This is a genomic window from Nocardia sp. NPDC060255, from assembly GCF_042727395.1.
Lineage (GTDB): Bacteria > Actinomycetota > Actinomycetes > Mycobacteriales > Mycobacteriaceae > Nocardia.
In genome coordinates this window covers 337,775-358,383 of sequence record NZ_JBHXAU010000006.1, presented here as the reverse complement: position 1 = coordinate 358,383, position 20,609 = coordinate 337,775, and the positions used below count along the sequence as shown (strand labels likewise).

Annotated in this window: 17 protein-coding genes; 7 read left to right on the top strand and 10 right to left on the bottom strand. The window is 69.0% G+C overall.

The annotated features are described in order from the left end of the window. Positions 1–247: 247 nt before the first annotated feature. From ACFWF1_RS15335 to ACFWF1_RS15305, 7 genes are all read right to left on the bottom strand, one after another. Entirely contained in the window at positions 248–691 is a 444-nt protein-coding gene (locus ACFWF1_RS15335) for a hypothetical protein (protein WP_379292185.1), read from the bottom strand. A 79-nt stretch (positions 692–770) separates the two neighbouring features. Next, complete coding sequence (locus tag ACFWF1_RS15330; protein ID WP_379292186.1) at positions 771–1,805, bottom strand: ATP-dependent 6-phosphofructokinase; 1,035 nt, start codon at positions 1,803–1,805, stop codon at positions 771–773. A 70-nt stretch (positions 1,806–1,875) separates the two neighbouring features. Next, entirely contained in the window at positions 1,876–3,480 is a 1,605-nt protein-coding gene (locus ACFWF1_RS15325) for a protein kinase (RefSeq protein ID WP_379292187.1), read from the bottom strand. Between the two features lie 109 nt (positions 3,481–3,589). Then, positions 3,590–4,480: a hypothetical protein gene (locus ACFWF1_RS15320; RefSeq protein ID WP_379292188.1), complete on the bottom strand. Its 891-nt coding sequence runs from the start codon at positions 4,478–4,480 to the stop codon at positions 3,590–3,592. Continuing rightward, entirely contained in the window at positions 4,470–6,905 is a 2,436-nt protein-coding gene (locus ACFWF1_RS15315) for a protein kinase (RefSeq protein ID WP_379292189.1), read from the bottom strand. Before ACFWF1_RS15315 ends, ACFWF1_RS15320 begins: the two co-directional genes overlap by 11 nt. Before the next feature lie 43 nt (positions 6,906–6,948). After that, positions 6,949–7,596, bottom strand: a complete 648-nt coding sequence (locus ACFWF1_RS15310; protein ID WP_379292194.1) for a response regulator — start codon at positions 7,594–7,596, stop codon at positions 6,949–6,951. Positions 7,597–7,651: 55 nt separating this feature from the next. Beyond that, complete coding sequence (locus ACFWF1_RS15305) at positions 7,652–8,998, bottom strand: sensor histidine kinase (protein ID WP_379292190.1); 1,347 nt, start codon at positions 8,996–8,998, stop codon at positions 7,652–7,654. A 159-nt stretch (positions 8,999–9,157) separates the two neighbouring features. Between ACFWF1_RS15305 and ACFWF1_RS15300 the strand changes: the two genes are divergently transcribed. Genes ACFWF1_RS15300 through ACFWF1_RS15290 form a run of 3 tightly spaced genes read left to right on the top strand, consistent with a single transcriptional unit; the run spans position 9,158 to position 12,722 of the window. Then, complete coding sequence (locus tag ACFWF1_RS15300) at positions 9,158–9,478, top strand: hypothetical protein (RefSeq protein ID WP_379292191.1); 321 nt, start codon at positions 9,158–9,160, stop codon at positions 9,476–9,478. A gap of 47 nt (positions 9,479–9,525) precedes the next feature. Next, entirely contained in the window at positions 9,526–10,233 is a 708-nt protein-coding gene (locus ACFWF1_RS15295; RefSeq protein ID WP_379292192.1) for an ABC transporter ATP-binding protein, read from the top strand. Next, on the top strand, positions 10,230–12,722 hold the full coding sequence (locus ACFWF1_RS15290; protein WP_379322185.1) for an FtsX-like permease family protein: 2,493 nt from the start codon (positions 10,230–10,232) through the stop codon (positions 12,720–12,722). The genes ACFWF1_RS15295 and ACFWF1_RS15290 overlap by 4 nt, the downstream gene beginning before the upstream one ends. A 10-nt stretch (positions 12,723–12,732) precedes the next feature. Here ACFWF1_RS15290 and ACFWF1_RS15285 read toward each other — a convergent pair whose 3' ends face one another. Continuing rightward, a complete protein-coding gene (locus ACFWF1_RS15285; RefSeq protein WP_379287896.1) occupies positions 12,733–14,562 on the bottom strand; it encodes a serine/threonine-protein kinase in 1,830 nt (609 codons plus the stop codon). Positions 14,563–14,834: 272 nt separating this feature from the next. Between ACFWF1_RS15285 and ACFWF1_RS15280 the strand changes: the two genes are divergently transcribed. Continuing rightward, complete coding sequence (locus ACFWF1_RS15280) at positions 14,835–15,737, top strand: hypothetical protein (RefSeq protein ID WP_379287898.1); 903 nt, start codon at positions 14,835–14,837, stop codon at positions 15,735–15,737. 32 nt (positions 15,738–15,769) lie between these two features. Here the strand turns inward: ACFWF1_RS15280 and ACFWF1_RS15275 are convergent, their stop codons facing one another. Both ACFWF1_RS15275 and ACFWF1_RS15270 read right to left on the bottom strand, forming a co-directional pair. Then, positions 15,770–16,435, bottom strand: coding sequence for a response regulator transcription factor (locus tag ACFWF1_RS15275; RefSeq protein ID WP_357378050.1), 666 nt, complete (start codon positions 16,433–16,435; stop codon positions 15,770–15,772). 42 nt (positions 16,436–16,477) lie between these two features. Next, positions 16,478–17,686, bottom strand: a complete 1,209-nt coding sequence (locus ACFWF1_RS15270) for a sensor histidine kinase (RefSeq protein ID WP_379287901.1) — start codon at positions 17,684–17,686, stop codon at positions 16,478–16,480. A gap of 167 nt (positions 17,687–17,853) precedes the next feature. Between ACFWF1_RS15270 and ACFWF1_RS15265 the strand changes: the two genes are divergently transcribed. The 3 genes from ACFWF1_RS15265 to ACFWF1_RS15255 all read left to right on the top strand — a co-directional run bounded on the left by ACFWF1_RS15265 (position 17,854) and on the right by ACFWF1_RS15255 (position 20,605). Continuing rightward, the gene (locus tag ACFWF1_RS15265; RefSeq protein WP_379287902.1) at positions 17,854–18,651 is read left to right on the top strand and encodes a hypothetical protein; all 798 of its coding nucleotides are present in this window, start codon (positions 17,854–17,856) and stop codon (positions 18,649–18,651) included. After that, positions 18,648–20,096 carry an alpha/beta-hydrolase family protein gene (locus ACFWF1_RS15260; RefSeq protein ID WP_379287903.1) on the top strand — a complete coding sequence of 483 codons (1,449 nt, stop codon included), beginning with the start codon at positions 18,648–18,650 and terminating at the stop codon, positions 20,094–20,096. Before ACFWF1_RS15265 ends, ACFWF1_RS15260 begins: the two co-directional genes overlap by 4 nt. Before the next feature lie 65 nt (positions 20,097–20,161). Next, on the top strand, positions 20,162–20,605 hold the full coding sequence (locus ACFWF1_RS15255) for an SRPBCC family protein (protein ID WP_379287905.1): 444 nt from the start codon (positions 20,162–20,164) through the stop codon (positions 20,603–20,605). The last annotated feature ends 4 nt before the right edge of the window (positions 20,606–20,609 follow it).

The following is a 20,609-nucleotide window of genomic DNA, read 5'->3' as shown; positions in this document are numbered from 1 at the left end:
GCCCCGCCGGAGCGTACTCACTGGCCTACCGGAGCGGATCACCCTCGCGCAGCGGGGAACTCGTCTCTCGGCTGCAGTCATCCAACCGTTCTTCACCGAAGACGGCGTCGATTTCGCCGATTACTGATGCTCCACTCGGACCATCGGCGAAGCGTGCCATGCGCTGCCGAAGTTCAGCCGTCGTGAGCTCCGGCCGAGGCAGCGTCAACTACTCGGCCTGGCAACCATCTCTGGTGGCCATGAGTGCTCACTCCCCGCGCACGTAGCGGACCGAGGCGGCGACGGACTCCATGTCGATGTTCAGGCTCGGGTCGCGGTCTTGGGCCTCGTGGAATTCGAGCATCACGTCGTCGAAGGTGCTGCGGCGGGCGGAGGTGATCAAGGTGTGGCGGACGTAGTCGCTGAGGGGGTGGCCGGTGGCGTAGGCGCGGCGGCCGAAGGTGGCGAGGGTGTCGGCGGGGAGGTCGTAGATGTCGATGAGGGCGATGGCCGCCGTGTCGATCTCCGGGATCAGTTCGTGGCCTTCGGACTCCAGGAAATCCACGACTGTGTCGTCGGCGCTGCGCCTGCCGGCCAGGGCGATCAGTTCCTCGCGCAGGTAGCCGAGCAGCGGGAGTCCGGCGGCGCGGGCCCGACGGCGCAGCACGGCGACGTCGGCGTCCGGCAGGTCGTTCACGTGTAAGTCGGCCATGCCGCCAGCGTAACCCGGCAGGCCGGACGGCACCGCCGGGGATCCGCTGATCGGCTGTGGCCCTGGCGAATTCGGGTGATCAGCCGAAGAACGCCTCGGCCTCGCGGTAGCGCTCGTCCGGCACTCGCTTGAGCTGTTTGGTGGCCTCGGCCAGCGGGACGAGGTCGATGTTGCTGCCGTGCAACGCGACCATCTGCCCGAACTGGCCGGCGTGCACCGCCTCGGCGGCGTGCAGGCCGAACCGGGTGGCCAGGACCCGGTCGTACGGGGTGGGGCTGCCGCCGCGCTGGACGTGGCCGAGCACCGTAGTGCGGACCTCCTTGCCGATGCGGCGTTCGATCTCCGCGCCGAGCTGCTGGGCGACACCGGTGAACCGCTCGTGCCCGAATTCGTCGATACCGCCCTCGCGCAACGCGAAACCGGAATCCTCCGCCGGATGGGAGCCCTCGGCGACGACGCAGATGAAGTGCTTGTCGCCGCGCTGGAAGCGGCGCTTGATCATCGCGCACACCTCGTCGACGTCGAACGGCACCTCGGGCACCAGGGTCAGGTGTGCGCCCGCCGCCATGCCCGCGTTCACGGCGATCCAGCCCGCGTGCCGCCCCATCACCTCGACCAGCATCACGCGCTGGTGCGATTCCGCGGTGGTGTGCAGCCGGTCGATCGCCTCGCTGGCGATGCTGAGCGCGGTGTCGTGGCCGAAAGTGACGTCGGTGCAGTCGATGTCGTTGTCGATGGTCTTCGGCACGCCCACGACGGGAACACCCTCGTCGGACAGCCAGCTGGCGGCGGTGAGCGTGCCCTCGCCGCCGATCGGGATGAGCGCGTCGATGCCGTTGTCGTCCAGGGTCCGTTTGATCCGGCCGAGCCCGGCGCGCAGCACGTCCGGGTTGGTGCGGGCGGTGCCGAGGATGGTGCCGCCCTTGGTGAGCAGCCGGTCGGTGCGGTCGTCGTTGAGGATCTGGATCTTGCGATCCTCCAATAAACCGCGCCAACCGTCCTCGAACCCGACGATCGCGTCGCCGTAGCGGCCGTTCGCGGTGCGAACGACGGCACGGATGACCGCGTTCAGTCCAGGGCAGTCTCCGCCGCCGGTCAAGACTCCGATGCGCATGGCCGCTATCTTGCCCCGCCGGGCCGCGCTCGGCAGGACGACCCCCATCAATTACCCGATCCTGGCGACCTCAGTAGATATAGACGAATGCGTTCTCGCCGCCGGTGCAGGTGACCAGACCGTCGCGGGTGACACAGTCCATCGTGTAGTTCTTCTGCGTGGCCGGACTGAACGCGGTCACCTGGCGGGAGCCGTCGGCGTCGGAACCCTCGCCGTAGGCCTTGCGGACTTCCTCGGCGAAGTCGCACGACGTGACGCCGTTGCCGATCGCCGAGTAGGTGAAGCGGCCTGCGGGTGGATATTTGGTCGCGCATCCCCTGGCGGTGGCGGGCACCGGGGCGAGTGTCGGGGCGGTGGGACGGGAGATGAACGCGTCGCGCTTCAGCCAGCCGACCACACCCGCGAGGGCGAGCACGATGATGAGTGCGCCGACCACCCTGGGCCACTTGGCTCGGGACTTCGGCGGGGCAGACTCGTCCGCACCGGTCGGCACTGCCGTGGCCGGTCGCGGGCCGGTGTCGGGACGCGAGCCGGTGACGTCCGGGCGCGGTCCGGTATCCGCGCGTTCGACGCGGCCGCGGTTCGGCTCCTGGCCTCGAACCGGTTCCCGCCGAACGACTTCGGCGCGACGCGCGACCTCGCGGGCGGGCTCCGGCGGCCGGGTGATCCGGCCGGCGCCGGGTTGGCTACCGGTGGGACGGCGCGGAATCGCATCCGTCGGAGCGACATTCGCGACCGGCTGGACCGGCCCGACGGTCGGGAACACCACGGTCGGCGGCGCTTTCGGCTGCACCGTCTGCATCCGGTCGGTCGGTAACTCCGTCACCGCGACGACCGCCCGTCCGGTGAGCGCCGACTTCGCTGCCGACGCCAGCCCACCCGCGGTCGAGTAGCGGTCCGTCGGCCGCTTGGCCATCCCGCGCGCGATTACTTCATCCAATGCGGCTGGCACGCCACGTCGTACGGCGCTCGGACGCGGTGGCGGCATCGAAAGATGCGAGCGGATAAGCACACTCATCTCATTGGCCTGGAAAGGCTGTGTGCCGGTGAGGCATTCGTAGAGGACGCAGGCGAGCGAGTAGACGTCGGCGGTGCCGGTGATCGGACCGTTCTCGAAGCGTTCCGGCGCGATATAGCTGTAGGAGCCGACCGCGGCGGCCCCGGTGGCGGTCATGTCGGAATCCTTGGCGGACCTGGCGATGCCGAAGTCGGCCAGGTAGGCGAAGTCCGATGCGGTGACGAGGATGTTGGCGGGCTTGACGTCGCGGTGCACCAGGCCCTCCGCGTGCGCGGCGTCCAGGGCCGAGCCGATCTGCTCGATGATGCCGATCGCGCGGGCCGGGGTCAGCGGCCCCTCGCCGCGCAGCACCGAACGCAGATCGTGGCCACGCACCAGCCGCATGTCGATGTAGAGCACGCCGTCGATCTCGCCCCAGTCGTGGATCGGGATGACGTGCGGTTCGGCCACCCGCGCGGCCGCCTGCGATTCGCGGCGGAACCGCTCCTGGAACATCGGGTCTTTCGCGAGCGCGGGCGACAGCAGCTTGACCGCGACGACCCGGTCCTTCACCGCGTCGTAGGCCTCGTAGACCTCGCCCATGCCGCCGCGACCCAGCAGCGAGCGCAGCTCGTAAGGACCGAATCGAGTCCCGATCCTCGTCCGCGGTCCGTCCACCCCGTCACCTCCACTCACGTGCGCGACCCGGCGCACCGTAGGCCCGGCGGCCTACATCCGATACGTCGGGATTCTCAGGGGTACCCGTTACCCGGTCAAGTCAGGTGGATCAGGTGGGACAACGACCGCCGGTCAGCTCGGTCAGGTGCTGGGAAATAACGGTGGACAGCTTGTCCAGCATGGTCATCCCGTCGGAGAACGCGCCGGAATCCGGCTGCGCGGCAAACGCGATCGCGATCTGCCCCGACGGGGTCGAGATCAGCCCGAACTGCCGGACCAGATACGCGCCCGAGGCGTCCGGACCCCAGCCGCCCTTGAACTCGGCGCCGGTGAACGCGCCCAAGCCCCAGCGCTGGGCCGCTTGGATCTGTTCCATCAGATTGATCACGGGCGCGGTCTCCGGCAGGCACGGCAGCCGCGAGGCGAACCGAACCTGGTCGGCGAGCGACCAGTCCGCCTGACCGAAGGCGGAGTTCTCGGGTCTGGTCCTGGTGGCGGGCACGGTGGTCTTGGCGTCACCGCCCTCGCGCAGCACCGACTGCACCGCCTGTGCCGCTTCCTGATTGCTGCCGAGCGATTGCCACAGCGTGTCGGCGGCGGCGTTGTCGGAGGCGGTGATCGCCGCCGTCGCGGCGTAACTCGGGTTGCCGCCGCTGAGACGCAGCGCGGCAATCGCCAACGGCACCTTCATCGTCGACCAGGCGGGGCCGGTGGTCCAGTCGCCGAAGCTGACCACCTGGTCGCCGCCGACCGGCATGATCGCCATGCCGACCTTGCCGCGCACTCCCGCCTGTAGTTCCGCGACGCCGGCGGCCAGCGAGCCGGGAACCGTGATGGACAGGCCCTTCTGGTCCGCGTGCGACGCGGCCGCGGTAATACTGGTCTCCTCCGATTCGGAACCGCCGCTGCGGGTTCCACATCCGGCCAGCAGGAATACAGCTAATACCGCACAGCTCAATGCTTTTCGCAGATGAGCCGCACGGGGTCGATCAATATACATACACCACCGCATTTTCGCCGCCACTGCATGTGACGAGCTGGCCTTCGCTGAGGCAATTCATCGTGTAGGTCCGGCCGGTGACCGGACTGGTCGCCGTCACTGTGCGCGGCGCCTCCCGCGAAACCGTGTTCGCGGTGTTCGTTTCGGCGTACGCCCGCCGGACTTCCTCGGCGAACGCGCAGGTCGTCGCGGCAGATCCGGTGGCGGACTTGGTGAATGTGCCCGACGCCGAGTTGCCCTGGGTGCACGGCTTGGCACCGGCGGGCAGGGTGACGGTCGTCGGCTTGGCCGGGGTGGACGCGACCGGCGGCGCCGAGGAACTGCCCGACGCGGGGGCCTGCGGGCTCGCCGTCGGCACCGGGGCGCCGGCTTGCTGCTCGGTCGGGTGTGCGACGTTGCGGGAGCTGAATACCTGCCAGCCGACCGCACCGACGACGGCGATCACGACGATCACCACGACGCCGACCAGGATGGGCAGCACCACGGACCGGCGTTTGCCGGGCTCGGCGTAATCCTCTTCCGGCCCATAGTCGTCGTAGTCGTCCGCGTAGCCCTGATCCGGATACTCGCCCTGGTTGTCGTAGTCGCCCTGGGCATAGTTGCTCTGGCTCGCGTAGTTGCTCTGCGGCGGCTGCTCGGGGCGGGCGTGGCTGCCGTGCGCGGAATAGCCGCCGGCACCGTAATACTCGTCCGGTTCGGAGTACGCCTCCGGCGCGGAGTACCCGGCCGGGGCCGAATACGCTTGGGTGGCCGAGTAATCGGGGGGAAAGTCGGCCGGTGGTGGCCGGCTGCCCGGTGCGTCCGGGAATCGCGTCGTCTCGTACTGCTGGGCCTCCGAATACGCTTGCCCGCCGACATAGGGCTCATTCTGCGAATACGCCTTCGCCCCGGGATGTTCGGTGAACGGCACGTCCACGTGCGGTTGTGCCCCACGGCCGCCCGAATACGGCTGGCCGGGCTGATCCGAGTACGGCTGGCCACCAGGCTGATTCGAATACGGTTGGTCACCGAATGGATCCGAGTACGCCCGCTCCTCGGGCTGATCCGAATACGGTTGCCCGCCAGAACGATTCAGATACGGCTGGCCGGGATGCGCCGAGAAGCCCTGATCCCCGGACGGTGCCGGATACGGCTGACTGCCAGGACGTCCCGAGACAGGCTGTCCCCCAGGCTGATCCGGATATGGCCGGCCACCGGACGGATCCGGATACGGCCCGCCACCCTGATGCTCCGAATACGCCTGCCCCCCGGACTGTTCCGAGTACAGGTGGGCGTCGGGGAACGGCCGCACCGGCGGCAGCCCCTGCTCGGGTGTCCAGCGCGCGGGCGGCCCGAACGGCGGCGCGGGCTCCTGCGGCGACGACAGCGTCGTGTACTGGATTTCGGTCGGCCGCACCACGGTCGGCGCGCCGGGCAGGATCACGGCGGAGATCTCCCCGGTCGACTCCGGCGGCACCGCGCCCGGCGCGCGGACCACCAGCATCGGTCCGGTCGGCGGCGGCACGTTCGGCGCAGGTGGGTCCGCCGGAGCGGGACCGCTCGACGCCGCCGCCGACGGCGCACCTGTCGAGGGCGCGCTGGTGAGCGCGGCCCGGGCGGCCAACGCGAGCGCGGCGGCGGTCGGCCATCGATCGGCCGGATTCTTGGCCATGCCGCGGCTGATCACCGCGTCGAGTCCGGCCGGGATGCCCGCCTGCTGCGCGCTCGGCCGCGGCGGCGGATCGGACATATGCGACCGGATCAGCACATTCATGCTGGCCGCGGGGAACGGCGAGGCGCCGGTCAGACACTCGTGCAGCACACAGGACAGCGAGTAGATGTCCGCCCGGCCGGTGACCTGGGCGACGTCGAAGCGTTCCGGCGCCATGTAGATGTAGGAACCGACGGCCATGCCGACGACCGTGACGGCGCTGTCGCCCTCGGTGTGCGCGATGCCGAAGTCGGCGAGGTAGGCGTAATCCGCCGCGGTGACCAGGATGTTCGCCGGCTTCACATCGCGATGCACCAGGCCGCCCGCGTGCGCGGCGTCCAGCGCGCTCGCGATCTGCTCGATGATGCCCACCGCGCGAACCGGACTCAGCGGACCTTCCGTGCGCAGCAGCGTGCGCAGGTCGACGCCGGGCACCAGCTGCATGTCGATGAACAACACGCCGTCGATGACGCCCCAGTCGTGAATGGGGACGATGTGCGGTTCGGCAACTCGCGCCGCCGCTTGCGATTCGCGCCGGAACCGGACCTGATAGGCGGGGTCGCCGGCGAGTTCCTCGTGCAGCAGCTTGACCGCCACCACACGGTCCTTCACCGTGTCGTAGGCCTCGTATACCTCGCCCATCCCCCCCTTGCCCAGCAGTGATCGCAATTCGTACGGCCCAAACCGTGTACCGGTTCTCGGCCCAGGTGACTCCACCCCGTCAATCCTCCACATCCCGGGCCAGGAGTGCACGCATAACTCTCGCGACGCCTGCCCGTCAAAGAGTGGATTCTCCGGGTGTCACCACCCCGTGGTCAAACGCAAAGACGATCGCGGCGGCCCGATCCCGCAGCTCGAGCTTGCCGAATATGTGTCCGACATGGCTTTTCACCGTGACTTCGGAAATACCGAGTTCGCGGGCGATCTCCGCGTTCACCCGGCCGCGTCCGATCAGTTCGAGCACCTCGTACTCGCGCGCGGTCAGCTCGGACAACCGGGCGCTCGTGCGGGTCGGCCGCACCGTCCGATAGGCCGACAGCACGCGTTCGGTGACCGACGGGTCGAGCCACGCGCCGCCGCCCGCGACCATCCGCACCGCGCGAATCAGGTCCTCGGCGGGTGAGTCCTTGAGGATGAACCCGGCCGCGCCGGCCCGCAGCGCGCCGGACAGCAGCTGATCGTCGTCGAAGGTGGTCAGCACCAACACCGGCGGTGCTCCGTCGCGGGCGCGCAGGATGCGGGTGGCGTCGATGCCGCCGACGCGTTTCATCCGCAGGTCCATCAGCACCACGTCGGGCCGCTCGGCCGCCACCGCGGCGACCACCTCGTCGCCGTCCGCGCATTCGCTGACCACGAAACCGTCGCGGCGCCGCAGGATGCGGCGCAAGCCGCCGCGGACCAGCTCCTGGTCGTCGACCACCAGCACGGTGACCGCGTCCTCGGCCTGCGATGGCGCTGTCACTTGGCCTCCCGTTGTCGCATCAGGTCTCCCGTGTCGCCGAGAGGCCGCCGAACGGCAGCCCGGTCCATGACGGGCACGCGAACCCGGCGCGGGCCGGAGCGAGCGGTATGGCCACCCGGACCGACCAGCCGTCGTCGCACGGTCCCGCGATCATCCGGCCGCCGAGCAGTTCGGCGCGCTGCACCATCCCCGACACACCCATCCCGGTACCCCGTTGCGCGGGCAGACCTCCGGGCAACGTGTTGTCGACCGTCAATATCGCGGACGCGGCATCCACCGCGACCCGAACGCGCGCGGTGGCACCCGGCGCATGCTTGACGACATTGGCCAACGACTCCTGCCCGATCCGATACAGTGCGAGCCCGACCGCGGGCGACACCGCGCGCAGATCCTCGGCGCACACGAACTGCACCTCGAGCCCGGCCCTGGCGAAATCGCCGACCAGACTCACGATGTCCTCGACGCCTGGCTCCGGTACCTGCTTCGACGGCCGCGCGTCAAGCAGTCCGACCGTGCGCCGGATGTCGGCCATGGCCTGGCGGCCGAGCTGCTCGGCCTCGGTGAGCGATTCCACCGCCTCGTCGACCTCGCGATCGGTCTGCAGCGCATGCCGTGCTGCCGTGAGGTGCAGCAGCGTGATGCTCAGCGAATGCGCGATCACGTCGTGCACCTCGCGGGCGATCCGGCGGCGCTCCTCGTCGGCGGCCTGGGCCGCGCGGATGTCCTGATAGCCCCGTTCCTGATAGAGGAATCGACGTTGATATTGCAGCAGTAAACCGGCAGTCCACCCGAACGCGACGGTGACCAGGATGGTGATCAAGTAGGTCGGCAAGCCTTCGGACAGGCGTCCATACCTGTCGAACAAGACCAGTTCGAGCATCATCGCGACGGCGATCGGCGCGCTGACCCGCAGCGCCGTGAGCGCCGCCACCTCGCCCGCCGCCGCGACGAGCAGAAACGGCGCCAGGTCCTGCGCGACCGGCTGCAGGAGGAACACCCCCTCGGCCGCCATCGCGAGCAATCCGAGGGTCACCGGCCGCGGCATCACCCCGAGGAACGCATACATCGGACCGAAGGCGGTGGCCAGCAGGATGGCCAGGATCGGCAGGGCGGTCGGGAAGTAGCTGTGCCGCTGGACCGCGGCCCCGATGGCGACCAGGCACACCGCCGCATCGACCACGAAGATGACCGACGGCGGATAGTCGAACGGAAGTTCCTCGACCCGGCGCCGGAACGCCGCCACCGGCTGCCTGGCGAATTCGGCGACGCGGTCACCGGAGCGGCGCAGACCGACGACCGCGCGCCGGAACGCGCGGGCCACCAGCCTCGGCACACGCACCGGGTCGGGCACGTCGATCACACCCATCTGCTAAGGCTAACTGCCCGGTCGTAGCCCGTACATCGTTCCTGAAGCGGGTCGTTTCTCCTACCGTGGGCGGAGATCGATCCGGGTCTCTGGCACGAAGACAGCAGGACCGGCTCGTCCGTACCGTGAAACGCAGCGGCACACGGAAAGGCGAGGCTCATGTCCTGGAAAGATCAGCACGCTCGGACCGAAGTACTGCGCACCGTCCTGGCCCGCGCCGCGCTAGATCCGGCCGATCCACAGCTGTTCACCGGGATCCCGGATCTGGAACGGCTCTTCGGCGACGTGGACGGGGTGCTGCTCGCGCTGCGGTATCGCTGGAACATCCATCTCGAAGCGAAGCTGGATCAGGCGCTGGCCCATGGTCGACCATCGACGGACGCCTACCTCGAGCTAGCGGCCGAGCAGCCCGCGCTGTACGCGGTGCTCGAGGCCCAGTATCGTCGCCGCATCCATGCGCCGGAAGTCATGGCGCGGTAGAGCGCGAGACAACACAGACGACCGACCGAACAGGGTGGGGGGCAACGATGTCGAATCCGGCAATGCTCGAATTATCCGGGGTTACCAAGGAATATCGGGTCGGCGGGCAGACCGTTCGCGCGCTCGATGACATCAGCCTGCGCATCGAGCCCGGCGAATTCACCTCGATCATCGGGCCGTCCGGCTCGGGCAAGAGCACGCTGCTGCATCTGCTCGGCGCGCTGGACACCCCGGACGCGGGCTCGATCCGATTCCAGGGCGAGGAGATCGGGTCGCTGGACGACGAGCGCCAGTCCGAGTTCCGCCGCCACCGTGTCGGTTTCATCTTCCAGTTCTTCAACCTGCTGCCCACCCTGTCCGCGTGGGAGAACGTCGCGATCCCGAAGTTGCTGGACGGCACCGGGTTACGCAAGGCCAAGCCGCGCGCGCTGGAGCTGCTGGAGCTGGTCGGGCTGAGTGATCGGGCGAGTCATCGGCCCGCCGAGTTGTCCGGCGGTCAGATGCAGCGGGTCGCGGTGGCTCGCGCGATGATCATGGATCCGCCGCTGATCCTGGCCGACGAGCCCACCGGGAACCTGGATTCCAAGACCGGCGCGACCATCCTCGAATTGCTCGGTGCGATCGCCGGATCCGGCAATTCGGTGGTGATGGTGACCCACGACGCGGGCGCGGTGGCCTACTGCGACCGGGTGGTCACCCTGCGCGACGGGCGGATCGGCTCGAACGAGAGCGCCGAGCGATCGGCCATCGCATGATCGCGGCCGCGTGGGATCGACTGCGGCTGTTCAACATCGGTGAGCTCCTCATGCACCGTGGGCGTACCGCCATGTCACTGGTGGTGATGGGAGTGTCGGCGGGGCTGCTCGTCGCGGTGCTCAGCATCTCCGGTTCGGTGACCGGATCGGTGGACCGGCTCACGCACAGTCTCGGCGGCCGGGCCGCGCTCGAGGTCACCGGCGTCACCGACGCGGGCTTCGATCAGCAACTGCTGCAACGGATCGCGACCACGCCCGGTGTCGACAAGGCAGTGCCGATGGTGCGCGCGCAGCTCGGCAGCGGCCCCGATCGGGCACTGCTGATCGGGGCCGACCAGAATATCGGCGCGCTCGGCAGCGAGCTGACCGGGCCGATGACCGCGCTGCTCGGCAAACTGCTCACGGTGCCCAACGGCGTCCTGGTCGGTGCCGCGATGGGGCACGCGGAGGGCGAGCAGTTCACCCTCGGCTCCGGAACTGTCACCGTCGCAGGCATTCTCGACAAAAAGACGTCGAAGCAACTCAACGACGGTCATCTCGTCGCCGCGCCGCTCGGGCTCGCGCAAAAGGTCACCGGCCGGATCGGTCGGCTGGATTCCATTCAGATCATCCCGACACCGGGCACTCGCGTCGACACGTTGCGTGCCGAACTCACCAAGGTCGTCGACGGTCGTGCGGTGGTCGCCGAGCCGAGCCTGCGCACCGCGCAGGCGGGCGGCGCGGTGCAGCTGGTGCGGTACTCCACCATGATGGCTTCGGCTGCGGCGCTGATCGTTTCGGCCTTCCTCATCTACAACGCGATGAGCATGGCGATCGCCCAGCGCCGCCCCATGCTGTCGCTGTTGCGCGCCATCGGCGGCAAGCGCGGGCCGATGGTGCGCGATCTGCTCGCCGAGGCCGCGTTGCTCGGCGTGCTCGGCGGCGGCATCGGCGCGGTGCTCGGAATCTTCCTGGGGCGCATGGCGATCGGCCAGTTGCCAGCCGCCATCGTGTCGTCGGTGGAGGCGCGCACCGAGTACCTGGTGCCGGGCTACGCGATTCCAGTAGCCATCGGCGCCTGCGTGCTTGCCAGCGTGGCTGCGGCCGGGCTGGCCGCGCGTCAGGTGTACAAGGTGGAACCCATCGAGGCGCTGGTCCCGGTCGGCGTCGGCCGCACCGACGCAACGAGCCCGCTGCTGCGCTGGGCAGCGGTGGTGGCGGGCCTCGGGCTGGCCGTCCTCGCGGTCGTGATCGCCGAGTTGGACCTCGGCCGCTATTCGCTCGCCTCGATCTCTACCGCGTTCGTCGCCGCCATCACGCTCTGTTTCGCCGCGACCGGGCCACTCGTCCGGGCCACCGCGGCGACCGCGCGGGTATTCGGCGCGCCCGGTGCCCTCGGCGCGACCACGCTGGAACGGGCGCCGCGCCGGGTGTGGGCGACCGCGATGACGGTACTGATCGGCGTAGCGGCCACGGTCGGCATGAGTGGCGCGTCGAGCAACATGATCGACTCGGCCACCGCCACTTTCGAAGACCTGGCCAACAGCGATTTCTACATCAGCCCGGCCTCGATGACGGAGTTCCCGACAGGTCCGCTGCTGCCCGCCGGACTGGCCGACCATATCGCGGCGGTGCCCGGCATCGCACAGGTCAGCCCGGCGCAGATGGCCTTCGCCACGCTCGGCACCGGCCGGGTGATGCTCGAGGGCTTTCCACCCAACGCCCGCAAAACCCAGATGGGCATGCTGACCGACGCGGCCTTCGCACAACTTTCCGCCGGTCGAGGCGTGGCGATATCGCGCGATATCGCGAAATCACTCGATGTCGGAGTCGGCGCCGAGCTGACGTTGCCGACCCCGACCGGCGAACGCACCGTGACTGTGCTGCAGGTGATTCCGTACTTCTCGGCGGTCGCCGGCGTGGTCATCATGAACCTCGACCTGCTGCGCCAGTGGTACGAGCGGCCGGGCGAGACGTTCGTGACGGCCGATATCGCACCCGGCGCCGACCGAGCCGCGGTGCAAGCGGCAGTGCGGCAGCTGGTTCCGCCGGAGATCCATGTGGACACCGGCGCGGACGCGGTCACCGCGGTCGCGGCCAGCATTCGGCAGGGCTCGGCGATGAGCAACGCCATCCTCTGGATCGTGGTGCTGGTGGCCACGGTGGCCCTGTTGAACACGTTGATGCTGTCGGTGCTCGAACGCCGCAGAGAACTCGGCGTGCTGCGGGCCATGGGCACCAACCGCAAGTTCCTGATGCGCTCGGTGCTCGCCGAAGCGGCGGGCATCGGATTGATCGGCGCGGCACTGGGTCTCGTCGTCGGCATCGCCGTGCAGTACCTGGCCACCGTCGCCATCGCGCACGCGCTCACCATCGATATCGCCTATCGACCGAGTCCGATGCTGCTGGTCTATGGTTCGGCCGCGCTCGCGCTGGCATTACTCGGTTCGATCCCGCCCGCACTGCGCGCGGGCCGGATGCCGATCGTGGCGGCGCTCGCCGTCGACTGAATCGTGCTGGCTACAAAGGCAAGTTGGCGAACCACGCCTTGAACTTCTGCTGGGTCATCCCGAATCCGGAATCCGGTTGGCTGTCGGTGAGCGTCACCTTGGCGAAGAACAGATAGCTCGACCGCGCCGGATCGGATTCGAAGCTCACGACCAGAAAGCCGTCCGGGAAACCACTTTCCGACTTCTGCCACCGGTAGGTGGTGTAGGACTTGCCGCCGTTACGCTCGGTCGCCTTGGTGTTGGACGGCAGGTCGCGCACCGCGGCGGTGGCGTCCTCGGGCGTCTTGAAGGCGACGGCGATGAAGTCGGGCTCGTTGATCGGTACGCCCCAGCAGTTCCAGCCGGACTGCCATTTCGCGAAGGCGGGCGCGTCGTCGTCGCTGGATATCTTGTCGCCCGCCTTGGCGGTGTCCAGGAAGCAGGTCTTGTCGTGATAGCCCTTGCCGCTGCCGATGCCGAACCGGGTGTCGACGCCCTGCGGGAGGATCTGCGGGAAGGCCTTGGCGACGGTCGTGGGATCCGCGGGCGTGCCCGACCCCGGTGTCTTGCCGAAATCCAGCTGTGACGACGGATCCGTGTTCCCCAGTTTCGCTATCACGATTCCGGCGACCACCAGGACGGCCACGACGGCCAGCACCAGTGCCACGATCAAGCCCGTGTTCGAGCGACGCGCGGGAGGCGGGTAGGCCGGACCTGGATTCGACGGGCCGTACCCCATCGGCGGCGGTGAGAATGATTGCCCAGCAACGGAACTAGGCGGTCCATAGCCACTGACCTGGTTGACCGGGGAAAACGACTGTCCGACAGCGGAGTTCTGCGGTGGCGCCGAATAGCCCGCGGACGGAAACTGCTGCCCGGCAACCGGGTTCGATGCGAACTGCGACGGTGCGGCGAAGGTGGGAGCCGACGTGGCGTATGAGGGCGGGTACTGACCTTGGCTCGGCGTCGGCGGCGGCGCGACCACCGTCGGCGCGGGCTGCGGCGTATACGGCATGGCGGGCACCTGCCCGGCGAGCGCTTGCCGTGCGGCAGCGGCGAAGTCGAGGCAGGACGGGAACCGGTGGTCGGGTCGTTTCGCCATCGCCACCGCGATCACCGTGTCCAGCCCGGCGGGCAGGCCCGCCCGGCGTGCGGCCGCGGACGGCGGCGGCAACTGTAAGTGGCCGCGGATGATGTCGGCCGGTGCGGGCGAATCGAACGGCGCGATCCCGGTCAGCAGCCAGAACAACGCGCACGCCAGCGAGTACTGGTCGGAACGGTGATCCAGATGCGCGCCGGTCATCTGCTCCGGCGAAGCGTAGGCCAGCGTCGCGGTGAACATGCCGGTCTGCGTCAGGTGCGTGGAATCCTCACGCAGCCTGGCGATTCCGAAATCGGTGAGGAACACCCGCTCCTTGTGCCCGCCGCTGGACCTGGCCAGCATGATGTTCGCCGGCTTCACGTCGCGGTGCAGCACGCCCATGCCGTGCGCGTAATCCAGTGCTCCGGCAACGCCTTCGATGATCTGCACGGCCCGCTCCGGCGGCAGGTTGTGCGGGTTCACCGTTGCCGCGTCGACGCCGTCCACATACTGCATGGAGATCCACAGCTGATCGTCCTCGGTGCCGCGGTCGTACACCGCGACAATGTTCGGATGATCGAGTTGCGCGGCCAGATCGGCCTCCCGTTCGAACCGCGCGCGCACCTCGGTATCGGTGAAAAGCTCACGGTTGAGCAGCTTGAGTGCGGTTTGCCGTGGCAATCTGGGATGGCGGGCCAGGTACACCGATCCCATGCCGCCCTGACCGAGCAGCTTCTCGATGGTGAAACCGGCGAAAACCGCACCGCTGGTCAGCAACACATTCCCTTCAGTCGAACCGCGGCCCCCGGATGTCACGTCCGAGCGCGTCATACAGAGCTTGGAGCATAGCCGGTAACCCCGTGGCCACGCGGTTTCGAATTCTCGAGGAAGATCGGTGAAACTATGGTGGAGACATCATGGTCACGTCAACGAAGTACGGCGCGTTCATAATGGCCTTACGCCCGGTTACCGACCGGGTGGGACCGATGAGCTAAATTTTGCACCGCCGACTGACAGCGATGACACGCAGTGATGGGTGGTGGGGAGGACGCGTGGTGAAGTCGACGGGTACCGGTTCTGCGTTGCGCGGCGTGCTGCGCGGCTCGGCCCTGGTCGCAGTGCTCGGCCTGTCCTCGTGCGCGCTACTCCCCGGCGACCGGCATCAGTCCGACCGGCCCGCGGTCGTCGTCGACACTGCCGGATCGTTTCGCCCCGGCCTTTCGGTGTCCATCCCCGATTCGCTGGCTGCGGACTTCACCCAGCTGCAACCCACCCTCGGCGGCCAGGTCGGCCTGGCGGTGATGCCGGTCGGCGGCGGCCGGATGACCATCTTCGGCGACTGGACCAGCGGCATCGCCTGGTCGACCATCAAGGTGCCGCTGGCCATCGCGGCGCTGCGGCACGACTCGGACACGAGCATCTTCGAGGACGCCGAGGCCGCCATCACCGTCTCCGATAACGATGCGGCAGAGGAACTCTGGCAATCGCTCGGGGACGGACTCGCGGCCGCCCAGGCGGTGCAGGACGTGATCGACGAGGGCGGCGACTCCACCACCGGCGTGGCCGGACCGCGAACCAAGCTGGACTACACGGCATTCGGGCAGACCGAGTGGACGCTGGCCAACCAGGTGCGGTTCGCGTCCCGGCTGCCCTGCCTGCCGCAGACGTTCAAGGTGACCGAGCTGATGTCGGAGATCACGCCCGATCAGTCCTGGGGCCTCGGCACTTTGGCGGGCGCCGCGTTCAAGGGCGGCTGGGGCCCGGACGACGACACCGGCATCTACACGGTCCGCCAGTTCGGTGTGGTGCCGACGCAATCCGGGATGGTCGCCGTCGCCCTTGCGGCACAGGCCGATTCGGGCACCTACGACGACGCGACCGCCATCCTGACCCGGATGTCCGTGCTGCTCGGCAGGCATCTGGCCGAGCTGCGCGGCGGAACCTGCGCGGGCTGACCTGCCCTGCCGCAGGCCGACCGGGCAGCGCGTCAGCCCGGCGTGACCAGACCGGATTCGTAGGCCAGCACCACCGCCTGCGCCCGGTCGCGCAGGTTCAGCTTCGAAAAGACCTTGGAGACATGCGTTTTCACGGTCTGCTCGGCGACGAACAGCGATTCCGCGATCTCGGTGTTGGACATGCCCTTCGCGATCAGCTCCAGCACCTCGCGCTCGCGCGGTGTCAGCGAGCCGAGCGCGGGCGCGGGCTTCGCGCGGGTGGCGGAGCGGCGGCGGGTGACGTCGGCGATGAGCCGCCGGGTGACCGTCGGCGCCAGCAGGGCCTGACCGTCGGCGACCACCCGCACCGCGCGCACCAGCTCTTCGGCGGGCGCGTCCTTGAGCAGGAAGCCGCTCGCGCCGATGCTCAGCGCCTCGTAGACGTAATCGTCGATGTCGAACGTGGTGAGCATCAGCACCCGCACCGGCGGATCGAACCCGGCGGCCAGGATGAGCCGGGCCGCGTCGAGACCGTTCATCTCCGGCATCCGGACGTCCATCAGGACCACGTCCGGGCGCAGCCGCTTGGCCTCGGCCACCGCGATCTTCCCGTCCGGCGCGTCCCCCACCACGCTGATGTCAGTCTGCGCGGCGAGCAGGGCGCCGAAGCCCTGCCGCACCATCGCCTGGTCATCAGCGATCAACACGGTTATTGCCACGGACCTACCCTAAGCGGACGCGGGTGCGGTCAGCGAGACGGCTCAGTTACCGGCTTGACCGAGCAGCGCGGGGTCGAGGGTCACCGACTGGCTCAGCGGAATGCGCGCGTGCACCTCGAACCCGCCGTCGGCGCTCGGGCCCGCGGTCAGCTCGCCGCCGACGGCGAGCGCCCTGGCCTGCATGCCCGCGATGCCGTGGCCACCATTGCCGACGGGGCGGGCCACCGTGGCGGTGGCGCCGTTGCGGACGATGAGCTCCACGATCGGGCCGACGCGCAGGTGCACCTGGACCGGCGCCTCCGGTGCGTGCCGTGACGCGTTCGACAGCGACTCCTGGGTGATCCGGTACAGCGCGAGGCCCGCGGCGTCGGGCACGGTCTCCAGCGCGCCGTCGACCGTCCACGCGATCCGCACACCGGCGCGCAGCGCGCCCTCGCACAGGCTCGGCACGTCGACCGCCTTGGGTTGCGGCGCGTGCTCGGGGGCCTGGCCGTCGCTGCGCAGCACGCCGAGCATGCCGCGGATCTCGTTGAGCGCCTCGCGGGCGGTGGCGCCGATGGACTCGAATTCGGCACGGGCAGCGGGGGTTACGCCTTCCACCCGGTACGGCGCGGTCTGCGCCTGCACCACCACCAGCGACATGTGGTGCGCCACCACGTCGTGCAGGTCGCGGGCGATGCGGGCCTTCTCCTCCAGGATCGCCCGGCGGGCCCGCTCGACCTCGGTCACCTCTTCCTGCTGCATCAGCTGCTTGCGGGACTGCACCAGCCACCGCACCAGCAGGCCGAACAGCACCACCGCGCCCAGCGCGATCGGCCAGCCCCACACCGAATTCCCGCCGCCCTCGCTGGCCATCGTGGTGCCGAGCAGCAGCGACGTCGCCACCCAGGCCACGCCGATGATCGGCACGGTCGCCCGCACCGACACCGCGAGCAGCAGCACGAACAGCGTCAGGATGTGCACGACCTGGATCGGCATATCGTTGTTCGGCTGGTGCGGAATGGCCAGGGAGATGAGCAATCCGCTGCCCGCCGAGATCGCCCAGCCGAGCGCCGGATTGATCCGGACCAGCAGCAGCGGGAACGCGGCCAGCGCGGCGATGAACGGCTGCACCGCGATCGGCACCGCATGGGTGACGTGCAGCGTCGGCCACGCCACCGCGAAGAAGATGAGGGCGACGCACACCGTCAAGGCGTCGAACCGCATCCGCCCGTTCATTCGCTTGTTCTGGGCACGGATCTGCTGCTTCATACCTACGACCCTAGAAAGTCCAGCGTGCTGCCACGTCATACCCCCGGGTGATTTCGTACCCCGTACCCAGGTGCGAGCCCGCGACCGGGCTCACCCGGCGGCATGGCCACCGATACCGCTCCCCGGCGTGAGGCCGGTGAGCGGGGCGGATCCCTAGCTTGTAGATCATGAGCACACCGACCAACGCAGGGCCCGCAGCGGCGCGGTCCGCACAGGCCGCAGGCGCCTCCGTTTCTTCTTCCGGCACAACCGGTTCCGCGACCCGGCGGGCCGCCGCACTGACCGCCGCGGCGCTGACGACCATGGCGGCCGGCCTCTTCCTGGCGCCCGCGCCGCACGCCGCGGCGGCGAGCGCGCCCGCCCCGATGGAGAGCGCGATGGCCGGCACGGCGGTCGCCGAACTGACCTCGGGTGGTCCCGGTTCGATCGCCGCCATCTCGGACGACTTCACCGCGCAGTTCGGCTATCGGCCGAGCACCGTCGACGGGCTGGTGGTGAACCCGCAGGGTGACTGCTCGTCGCCGGTGACGCTGCCCGCCGAGTTCGAGACCGCATGCAAGGCGCACGACCTGGGCTACGACCTGCTGCGCTACGCCGACCAGCACGGCGAACCGCTCGGACCGTGGGCGCGGCAGGCGCTGGACAGCACCCTCGATCGGCATATGCACGAGTCGTGCGACAGCCGGATCGATTCGTTCTCGCGGGCTCGGTGCAACACCATGGCCTCGATCGCGAGCACCTTCGTCGACCTGAACTCGCAGCGTCAGAGCTACGGTCCGCCGGTCGTCGAGTCGGGTCTCGGTGTGGTCGAGGCCGATTCGACCACCAACTGGACGGTGGTGGGGGTGCTCGGGGCGGGCGTGGCCGGGCTCGGGGCGGTGCTCACGGTGCGGAACAGGAAGCGGATTCCGTCGAGCGACGGTTCGGTGATGAGTGGCACTGCGGTGCTGGGGGTTCAGCGATGACGAGCACACCGTTCAGACCTGTCGACACCTTCGGTTTGGATGATCTACGGGCGCGAACTCCGCTGCCGCAGTATGAAGCTCGCAGGCGACGGGCGGCCACCGCGGCATCGATTGCGGTGCAGCGTCTCTCGCGGCCGCGGATCGGGACGACGCTGGCGATCGGAGTGGGCACGCTGGCTTCGCTGGCGCCGGGACTACTGCCACGGACGCCAGGTGCACAGGCGATGCTGACCGGATTGCTGGTCGCGCTGGCGTTGGGGATCGCGGGGATCGTTCGATTCGTGGTGCGGCGCTGCGGTTTCGATATCAATCGCAGGTTGCCGCGGGTTCGGCTGCCGTTGCTGATCGCGACGTCGGCGTTGGTCGCCGGGGCGGCCGCGCTTGCTGGGCATTGGCAGAACAAGTTGCGGGCGGCGATGAGCACGGCTCCGATCGAGGCCGACTACTGGCTGCGGTGGTTGATCGAGGCCGTGCTGATCGTCGGTGTGTTCGTGGGGATTTCGCGTGGGATGGGATGGGTGCTGCGCAAGTTGCGCTGGGCGCGTGGGGTTTCGATCGTCGCGGCCGTGGCGGCGTTTCTGTACCTCGTCGCGACACCCATGGTGGTCGGGTGGCGGCAGGCGGCGTATGCCGGTGCCAATGCGGCGCTGGATCCGACTCTGGTGCAGCCGATCTCGGATTCCTCGGGTAGTGCGGAGTCGGCGGTGAGCTGGTCGTCGCTCGGTGCCGAAGGACGGAAGTTCGTCAGTGGGCCGGGACCGGACCGGGTGTACGTCGGGGTGGACTCGGCGCCGGATCTGGAATCCCGTGTAGCACTGGCTGTTCGGGAGCTAGACCGCTCGGGCGCCTTCACGCGGTCCAACCTCGTGGTGCTGGTGCCGACCGGTTCAGGCTGGATCGACAGCAATGCCGTGCGCGGCTTCGACGAGCGCTTCCACGGCGATGTCACCCTCGTCGGCCTGCAGTACTCGTACGCGCCGAGCTGGATGACCTTCGTGTTCGGCCGCGATCAGGCGGTCACCGCCGCGCGCGCACTGTTCACCGCCGTCGAGAACCGGATCCGCACGCTCACCCACAAGCCCAACCTCTACCTCTACGGTCAGAGCCTCGGCGCCCTCGGCGGCAGCTCCGTCTTCGCCGACGACGCGGACCAGGACCGCCGCACCTGCGCCGCCCTCTGGGCCGGACCGCCCGCCGGGCAGGTGCATCAGGCCGGCGCGACCGTGCTGTCCAACAGCTCCGACCCGGTGGTCCACTGGTCCCCCGCCCTGCTGTGGCGCGCGCCCGACCTGACCGGCACCCGCCCGGATGCCCCACTGCCCCAGTGGCTTCCGGCGCTCAGCTTCGTCCAGACAACCGCCGACCTGCTCGCAGCCCTGGATGCCCCCGCAGGCCATGGCCACCGCTACGGCACCGACCAGGGCACCGCGATGGGCACGTGCTGAGCAGCGGCGGGAGGTTGCCGGGGCACGCGGACTGCGATCGCATAGAACGTGTTCTAATTGCCGACATGGCCTTTGTCATCGACGCCACCGTGGACATCGACGCACCCGCCGACCTCGTCTGGCAGGTGATCACCGACTTCCCCCGGTACGGCGAGTGGAACCCCTTCGTCAGCGAATGCAGTAGCTCGCTGGTCCCCGGCGAGCCGATCGACATGCTCGTGCACCTCGGTCCCCGCCCCCGCCGCCAACGCGAATTCATCCGCTCGCACACCCCAGGCCGCGAACTGAGCTACTCGATGAAGCCGGTCCCCCTCGGCACCCTGCACAGCCTCCGCTCACACACCCTCACCCCACTCGACGGCGACCGCACCCGCTACGAGTCCCACTTCGAACTCGCCGGCTGGCTGCATCCCGTAGTGGTAGCCCTGCTCGGCAAGCACCTCCAGCGCGGCTTCGCCGGAATGACCTCAGGCCTCAAAGATCGAGCCGAGTTCCTCCGCACCAACTGACCAC